A 7,388-nucleotide genomic window follows, 5' to 3' on the forward strand; every position below is an offset into this window, starting at 1 on the left:
AACACCTCCCTCAACGGCACGGGGGCTTTGTGCGTTGCGGCCCTCACCTCGACCTGACCGGCGTCACCCGATCAGTGGCCACGCTGAAAACGCTCTTTGATCGCCTACTGGCAGCAGGACTACTGCGGGGCGGCCGACCTGGCCCGTGATGGCCTGCGCTACGCCGATGGCGGCACCATCCGGTCACGGCTGCTCAGTCTGGAAGCCAGGGCCAGCGCCGCCTGCGGGGACCAGGTGGGTACGCTCCGCGCCGTCCAATCGGCCCAGGACGCCCGGCAGCTGCCCCTGGCTCTGCAAGAGCTGCCCGGGGTCTTCACCTTCCCTGAAGCCAAGCAGTGGGCCTATGCCGGGACCGCTCTGCTGGCCCTCGGCAGCCAGCAGCACCTCAGCCGCGCCATTGAAGCCTCGTCGCAGGCCATCACGCTGTACCGGTCCGCGCCTGAGCGCGATCAGTCCTCCGGCGACCTGTTGGCCTCACACCTCGACCTCGCCACGGCCCACCTGGCTGGCGGTGACCTGGACGGTGCCCGGGACAAGCTGACGGTCGTACTGGAGGCTGCTCCCGAGCGGCGGACCGCCAGCATTTCCAGCCGCTTGCACGCCTTCGGTGACCTTCTTGCCCAACCGACCTACGCGGGGTCGGTGTCGGCCCGTAGCCTGCGAGACAGCCTTCAGGAGGCGTGCCGTCGCCCCGCTCTCACCAACCTTCCGGAGCCCGCAGCGTGAGCAACACTGACCAGCAGAATGCCGCCGTGACCGACGCCAAGCTGTTGGCCAACAGCGCCTACGGCGATGAGCGTCATCTGGCCGCCCGGCAGTCGATCTACCGCTGGCAACAGCCGCAGTACGACCTACCCGGCCTGGTTGTCGAGCAGCTGGGAGGCACCACCGGCCGGGTGCTGGACGTGGGCTGCGGCAACGGCAAGTTCGTCAAACGGCTGCGCCAGGATCGGCCGGACCTCGATGTGATCGGGCTGGACATCTCGGCGGGCATCCTGGCTGACGTGCCGGGGCCGGTGGCCGTGGCGGACGCCCAGGCCCTGCCCTTTGCCGACGACAGTGCTGACGCCGTCCTGGCACTGCACATGCTGTACCACGCGCGAGACATCCCGGCCACGGTCACCGAGCTGGCCCGCGTGCTGAAGCCGGGCGGTCTGCTGGTGGCCTCGACCAATAGCGACACCGACAAGCGGGAGCTGGATGAGCTGTGGCGGCGGGCGGCCGGTGACGTGCTGGGCGTGGCCGAAGGGCCGGCCCGAGTTTCACTGAGCGCCCGCTTCTCGCTGGAGAAAGCCCCGGAGCTTTTGGGCACGGCCTTCGACGCCATTCAGGTGCTGGAGCTGCCGGGCGTCATTGAGCTGACCGACTCAGCGCCCATCGTGGCTCACCTGGCCTCGTACGAAGCCTGGGCCGAGCAACTGGGCGTGCCGTTCATCGAGACGATCCAGCGGGCGCAGCAGCTGGTTGTGCAGACCATCCGGGACAAGGGTGCGTTCCGCATCACGTGTCTGGGCGGCATTCTGGTCGGGCGTGGTTGAGCCCAGTTTCCGTTTCACTCGGCTGACGGGCCTCGCTGCTCAGATATGCGGCGAGCGTGCATGAAAACAGTCCAAGGAAGTCCTTGGACTGAGAGGTGTTCGTTACCGGGCGTGACGGGCTATCCATGCGATCTCGTCGAAACGAGCCTTCTCGCGCGCCAGTTCCTGCTTGATCCACTTAGCCTGATCGACATCAACATCATCGAGATCGATGTCGTCGGATGCGGCTGCGGGGTCGGCGGACGAATCGCTCGACAGTGACTGGGATGTGTTCACAATGGCCTCCTTGGAGGTCGGATGCTAGTAGCACCACGTTGGATCTTCGAGGGTGGGGTCGTGAAACGAGTCAGTGGTGTGCGCTCGGGGACAGAACTGGTTGCTGTGAGCGGGGCTGAAGCCGATGCCGCGCCCGCGCTTGCATAGGCCATTACAAGTCTGTCGGTGGAGGTAGGTCGGCATCCCTTTCCCGCTGCGAGACGGTAACAAAAGGGGAGAGAAGGCCCACCTTGGGCTCGCGTTCCGCCAAGGGCCTTTCAATGACTCGGCCCAGTTCATCCTTCTTGCGGAAGCCCTCGGTTTCAAAGAGGGTGCGATAGGAGCGGGGAGTTACGCCGGGGAAGGGAGCGAAGGCAATGAAGTTGTCGCCCTTATCTTTCATTTTACTCAGAATTTCAGCGCCGTACATGGATTCGGCCCTACTTTTCGGATAGGGTTCGATATAAATGACTTTACGTACGCCTGCGGCCACGATTTCTTTGGCGCACAAGTGGCACGGGTAAGTGGTCGTGAAGATGAGGCTACCCTCGGTAGACACGCCGCGTCGGCCGGCATCAAGAAGTGCGGCTACTTCGGCTTGGACTGACCGCTGGAACTCGATCAGGCCAAGAAGATCCGCCTTCTTGGCCTTGAACACTTCCATTGCGGTAGACGTGAGTCTGTCGAGGTCTTGGTCGGCCTGGTCTTTTCTCTCCGTTGTGAGCCACTCGGCTCCGGCCAGAATCCTCAGTGTTTGAGCCACGAGTGCATGCAGGGAGACTGTGCTGTAGTCCACGCCAAGACTCTTGTCGCGGCTGATAATGTCGGTAGTTCCATATTGCCCACCACCGACTTTGGGGACCTTGTTGCAGCCCACGGCGATCACTTCGCCCTTGGGTGTCGTCAAGCACGCGCCGACCTTCCGGCTGAGTGACGCGGAAAGCGCCGCAGTGGCATCAGCTAGGTACATGGCGTGTTCTTCCAGCGTGGGTGTGATGTTCTCGCCAAACAGGATTCTTACGAATCGGTGCGCCTCGCGCTCCAATGCCGTACTGTCGTCGCCCGGGATGATGGCGTCGGCCATTGGGAAGACTCTTCGCACATTTTGGCCATGCTCAACGTTCTCTGCTTCGTGCTCGTCGCGGTCGATTACGTCCTTGGCTGCATCACGTGCAGCTTGATCGTCTAGAGATGGGCGGGAAGCTCGAAGGTCGTAATAGAGCCGCCTTTTGCGGTTTTCGTATTCAGCATGAAGTGCAACAGTGTAGAAGGCTGGGCCGTATACGCGTCGCAGCAGTGCCAATTCTTCTGGTCGCTTAAGGGATCTGAAGATCCAAGCGTGCCGTGGCAGGTGTGGCGTGCCTGGCCGCTCGCGCCTGCGCTCCCGTCGCCGGATCTGGGTCAACTCATGGATGGCAAGCTTTGCGACTGCGTCATTGCCGAACCTCTGGCAGAGCTGATTTCCTCTCTCCATGAGGTCGCGCATTCGGTTGTCGGCGCGGGATTCAACACTCGGATCGATCTTGGCCAGAAGATCGCTGAGGCGAATGACGTGAGGCTGATAATGATGCCGCTTAAGCTCAGATTCGATCGCACCAACTAGATCATTGGTTGGAGCGCCGATTGGAGTGATGAGCCCGAGGTAGACCTCCGGGAAGCTCGGTTCGGTGAGTGGACGCTCGGCCATGAAGGGAACTCAACCACGCAGCACACGAAGCACGCTCGGCGTGCTGGGCCGAGCGGGGGATGGTTGCGGCGGATGCATTGGCCGCTCCTACTTGGCGAGACCGAGCAACGTGAGTAGTGGTGCCGTTGGCACTCGCCATGTAGTGCCGATCCGCAGAACAGGCACGGGAAACTCGCCGCGGCGGGCCAGCTCGAACGCCCGCGTCCGGCCGATGCCCAGCGCCCGGCCGGCCGTGACCAGGTCGGTGATGACCGGTAGCTGAAGCAGTTCGGTCCGGCTCATGCCGTTCATGGGCTCACCTCTTCAGTGAAGGGCTCTCATTGGTGAGCGCATGATGCCCCAACTTGTAACGAATGAAACGCTCTGGTCTGCGAGCAGATGAAGGCGTACCGTGGAGCCTTCAGTTTCGACGAGAAAGGCGATCATGGAACCCACGGCACTGCCCCTCCGTGATGTTCTGGCCGCTGGCCTGAAGCAGGTCCGGCTGGCGCGCAGTCTGCGGCAGGAAGAGGCGGCTGGTCTCATCCGGCAGCAGGGCCTCGCGTCGTGGATTCGGGGCACCGTGGCCCAGGCCGAGGTGGGCGCGCGGCGGTTCTCCGTCGAGGAGCTGCTGCTGTTGTCGCTGGCCTTCGAAGTGTCACCAGCTCAGTTCGTCACGGTGCCGGATGACCAGCTTGTCGAGCTGGTTCCGGATGTACGCCTGTCGGCTGCCGTCTTGCGGGCGCTGTTGTCTGGTGACCAGAAGGCATTGCAGAAGCTGGCTCCACAGCCTGTGGGTAAGTCGAGCCATCTATCGAGCCGCCGACAGCCGGACCTGCTGGACGCTGCCCAGCGGTCTGGGCTGGACGATCCGGCTCTGGTTGAGCGGGCGGCCAATGCCGTCAGCGATGCCGAGCGGCATGTGGCGCGAAAGGTGGGCACGTCGCCGGAGTGGGTCAACGTTGTGGCGCTCGCCCGCTGGGAACGAACGTGGTCGGAGGAGCGTGACCGCCGGCTGGCTGGCCGAGCTGCGGACGCGAAACCACGCCAACTCCAGGCCCTGCGTGGCCATATCACCCGCGAGCTGCTGACCGAGCTGGAAGATGATCTGAAGGCGGGGGCGAGCCGGGGCTCCGAGGAGTCCGAGAACAGGGCAAGCCATGAAAGGCACGACGTATAAGCGCTGCAAGTGTCCGCCGCGATACAACCCGGCTGGGCGGCGGCTGGCCTGCACCAAAAAACACGGCACGTGGTCGTACGTGGTCGATGTGCCGTTGTCGGAGGAGGGCCGCCGCACGTATGGGCGTCAACAGCTGACCCGAGGCGGCTTCACGACTGAGCGGGAGGCCACGGCCGAGCTCCAAGCGGCCATGCGCTTGTTGGAGATACCTGAGACCGAGGATGACTCCGGGCGACTAGACATCCTGGCGACGATCCGCGAGCACTATCGCCGCTTTCAGCAGCTGCCGGACTACACGGAGACGAAGCGGCGCTTCGGGGCTGGCCTGTCGCTAACCCTGCGGCAAACCGTCGGGGAGTGGTTGGACGAGTGGCTGGCCGGCAAGCGCAAGCTAGCCCTCAATACTCGCCGGTCCTACGCGGGACACATCGAGCAGCGGCTCAAGCCCTACCTAGGCGACATCGATCTAGAAAAGCTGCGTCCGAGCCACATCCGCACCGCCTACGACGCCATTGTGGCGACCACTGCGGCCACGCCTCGGCCGGTCGGGCCCGTGACCCTAGCCCGGATCCACGCCACGCTCCGGGCGGCTCTCAACGCCGCCAAGCGGCAGCACCGCATCGTGGACAACCCGGCCCTGTTCGTGGAGCTTGACTCCACGCCTCGGCCGAAGCCGGTGCTGTGGACTCCGCAGCGGGTAATCGAATGGATGGCTACTGGCCGCCGCCCGAAAGTAGCGGTTTGGATGCCGCCGCAGATCGGTTCCTTCCTGCACTTGATGGCCGACGACCGGCTCTACGCCTACTACCACCTGCTGGTTTTCCGGGGCCCCCGGCGTGGGGAAGGCATTGGGCTGCCCTGGCCGGACGTGGACCTGGACGCCGGGACCTTGGTGATCTCCCAGCAGGTCGTCCAGGTCGGCTGGGCTACGGCCACTACCCGGCCGAAGGACGACAGCGGCGGCGTCATCGCGCTCGACTCGGTGACCGTGGAGGTATTGCGCGCCCATCGGGTCCGGCAGCTGGCGGAACGCTTGGCCCTGGGGCCGGCCTGGGGCGATAGCAACCATGTCTTCACGACCGAAGAAGGCAAGCCGCTCCACCCTGACTACGTCAGCCGGCACTTCGTGCGGATGATCAAACGGGCCAACACGCTGCGAGTGGGCGATGGGGGCCAGGCCGTGGCCGATGTCCAACGGGCGCTTGATCTGCCCGTCATGGATGTGTTCGACGACCAGCTGCGTCGAGCGGTCTTCGCTTTTCAGCGTGAGCAGGGGCTAACAGCCAACGGCATCGTCGACCCGCAGACCTGGTACCGGCTCACTCCGGACAACCCGCTGCGGCCGTATCCCCACCCCGGCTACCTGCCACCAATCCGACTCCATGACCTGCGCCACAGTGCCGCCACGCTGGCGCTGGCGGCTGGAGGAGACATGAAAGTGATCTCGGCCATGCTCAGGCACTCATCGATCCAGATTACGGCCGACACCTACACCTCGGTCCTGCCGGAGATCGCTCACCAGAACGCGGAAGCCGCCGTTGCCCTGGTGTCGCAGGCGAGGCCCCAGCGAGCCGACGACGGGCCGGTTAGCCCCTCGCTAGCACCGAGCCCCAGAAACGCCAATGGCCGTTCTTCCCGAAGGAAGAACGGCCAGGTCAGGCGATTGCCTCGCTGTGCGCCGCCAGGGACTCGAACCCCGGACCCGCTGATTAAGAGTCAGCTGCTCTAACCAACTGAGCTAGCGGCGCTTGACTCGTAAATAGTACCTGGTCCGCGGGGGTGCCTCGCACCACGCGGGGTGATCGCCGTCACAGCGCCAGTGACAGCACCACCGGGGCCGCCCGACGGTTCAGCGTGTCCGCCGCCGCGCGCAGGCGGTGCGCGTGCTCCACCGGCAGGGACAGGGCCAGGCAGCCCACCGAGGAGCCGGCCGTCAGGGGCACGGCCGCGCAGACCGTGCCCACCGCGTACTCCTGGAGGTCGAGGACCGGGACCGTGGGCGGCTGGCTGTCCAGCTTGGAGAAGAGGACCCGCTCACTGGTGATCGTCTTCGAGGTGAGCCGGGCGGTCCTGTGCCGGGAGAGGTGGTCGCGGCGGCCGTTCTGGTCGAGCTGGGTGAGCAGGCACTTGCCGATCGCGCTCGCGTGCGCCGCCGATCTGAAGTCCACCCACTCGTTGACCCGGGGCGTCTGCGGGCTCTCGGCGATCTGCGTCACCTTGATCTCGCCGTCGATGTACCGGCTGATGTAGATGGCCGCGCCCACCGTGTCGCGCAGCTGGTCGAGGGTCTGCTGGAGCTTGGCCTGAAGGGCCTCGCGCCGGGTGGAGCCCGATCCGAGCAGGACGAGCGAGTCCCCGACGACGTACGCGCCGTCGGCCACCTGCTCGACGTACCCCTCGCGGCGCAGCATCAGCATCAGGGAGGCCAGGTGGGCGGTCGGCAGTCCGGTCTCGCGGGCGATCTGCGCATCGGTCACACCGCCGCCGTGCCTGGAGACCGTCTCCAGTACACGCAGGGCGTACTGCACCGAGTGGAACGGTGCGGTCGGCTCCGGCTTGAGCGCCACGGTTTCCCCCTACCAGGTTGTGACCGCTTGCATCCGTTCCACGATAGCCGCCAAGAACCGCTCGTGGGGCTCCTGTTGACGACATTGTGGCGGGGGGGGGGGGGGGGGGGGGGGGGGGGGGGGGGGGGGGGGGCGGGGGGGGGGGGGGGAGGAGAGGCGGGAACGGGTCGCAAACGCGACGC

7 protein-coding genes, 1 tRNA gene and 1 pseudogene are annotated in these 7,388 nt (G+C 65.3%); 4 read left to right on the top strand and 5 right to left on the bottom strand.

Translation table 11 applies throughout. From position 1 onward, the window contains the following. Positions 1-96: 96 nt before the first annotated feature. Together AC07FK_RS26630 and AC07FK_RS26635 are read left to right on the top strand one after the other, a co-directional pair. A complete protein-coding gene (locus tag AC07FK_RS26630; RefSeq protein ID WP_479107476.1) occupies positions 97-726 on the top strand; it encodes a hypothetical protein in 630 nt (209 codons plus the stop codon). Beyond that, positions 723-1,538 (top strand): class I SAM-dependent methyltransferase, encoded by an 816-nt coding sequence (locus tag AC07FK_RS26635; RefSeq protein WP_479107477.1) that lies wholly within the window; start codon positions 723-725, stop codon positions 1,536-1,538. Before AC07FK_RS26630 ends, AC07FK_RS26635 begins: the two co-directional genes overlap by 4 nt. Positions 1,539-1,640: 102 nt before the next feature. On the opposite strand, the gene AC07FK_RS26640 is transcribed toward AC07FK_RS26635, so the two are convergent. The 3 genes from AC07FK_RS26640 to AC07FK_RS26650 all read right to left on the bottom strand — a co-directional run bounded on the left by AC07FK_RS26640 (position 1,641) and on the right by AC07FK_RS26650 (position 3,762). After that, positions 1,641-1,814, bottom strand: coding sequence for a hypothetical protein (locus AC07FK_RS26640; RefSeq protein ID WP_479107478.1), 174 nt, complete (start codon positions 1,812-1,814; stop codon positions 1,641-1,643). A 151-nt stretch (positions 1,815-1,965) separates the two neighbouring features. Further along, entirely contained in the window at positions 1,966-3,480 is a 1,515-nt protein-coding gene (locus tag AC07FK_RS26645) for a hypothetical protein (protein WP_479107479.1), read from the bottom strand. 87 nt (positions 3,481-3,567) lie between these two features. Next, the gene (locus AC07FK_RS26650; protein WP_479107648.1) at positions 3,568-3,762 is read right to left on the bottom strand and encodes a hypothetical protein; all 195 of its coding nucleotides are present in this window, start codon (positions 3,760-3,762) and stop codon (positions 3,568-3,570) included. A 142-nt stretch (positions 3,763-3,904) separates the two neighbouring features. Between AC07FK_RS26650 and AC07FK_RS26655 the strand changes: the two genes are divergently transcribed. After that, positions 3,905-4,639 carry a hypothetical protein gene (locus AC07FK_RS26655; protein WP_479107480.1) on the top strand — a complete coding sequence of 245 codons (735 nt, stop codon included), beginning with the start codon at positions 3,905-3,907 and terminating at the stop codon, positions 4,637-4,639. 190 nt (positions 4,640-4,829) lie between these two features. Next, a pseudogene (locus AC07FK_RS26660) lies at positions 4,830-6,128 on the top strand (peptidoglycan-binding protein); the annotation flags it as partial. Positions 6,129-6,313: 185 nt separating this feature from the next. Here the strand turns inward: AC07FK_RS26660 and AC07FK_RS26665 are convergent. After that, a tRNA-Lys gene (locus AC07FK_RS26665) sits at positions 6,314-6,387 on the bottom strand. Between the two features lie 60 nt (positions 6,388-6,447). After that, positions 6,448-7,206: an IclR family transcriptional regulator gene (locus AC07FK_RS26670; RefSeq protein ID WP_479107481.1), complete on the bottom strand. Its 759-nt coding sequence runs from the start codon at positions 7,204-7,206 to the stop codon at positions 6,448-6,450. Between the last annotated feature and the right edge of the window lie 182 nt (positions 7,207-7,388).

The organism is Streptomyces sp. NPDC046122 (assembly GCF_056429965.1).

What these genes read in the sequence shown, in the direction of transcription:
- AC07FK_RS26645 (WP_479107479.1), bottom strand. Translation starts at nt 3,480, where the DNA reads ATGGCCGAGCGTCCACTCACCGAACCGAGCTTCCCGGAGGTCTACCTC.
- AC07FK_RS26650 (WP_479107648.1), bottom strand. Translation starts at nt 3,762, where the DNA reads ATGAGCCGGACCGAACTGCTTCAGCTACCGGTCATCACCGACCTGGTC.
- AC07FK_RS26655 (WP_479107480.1), top strand. Translation starts at nt 3,905, where the DNA reads ATGGAACCCACGGCACTGCCCCTCCGTGATGTTCTGGCCGCTGGCCTG.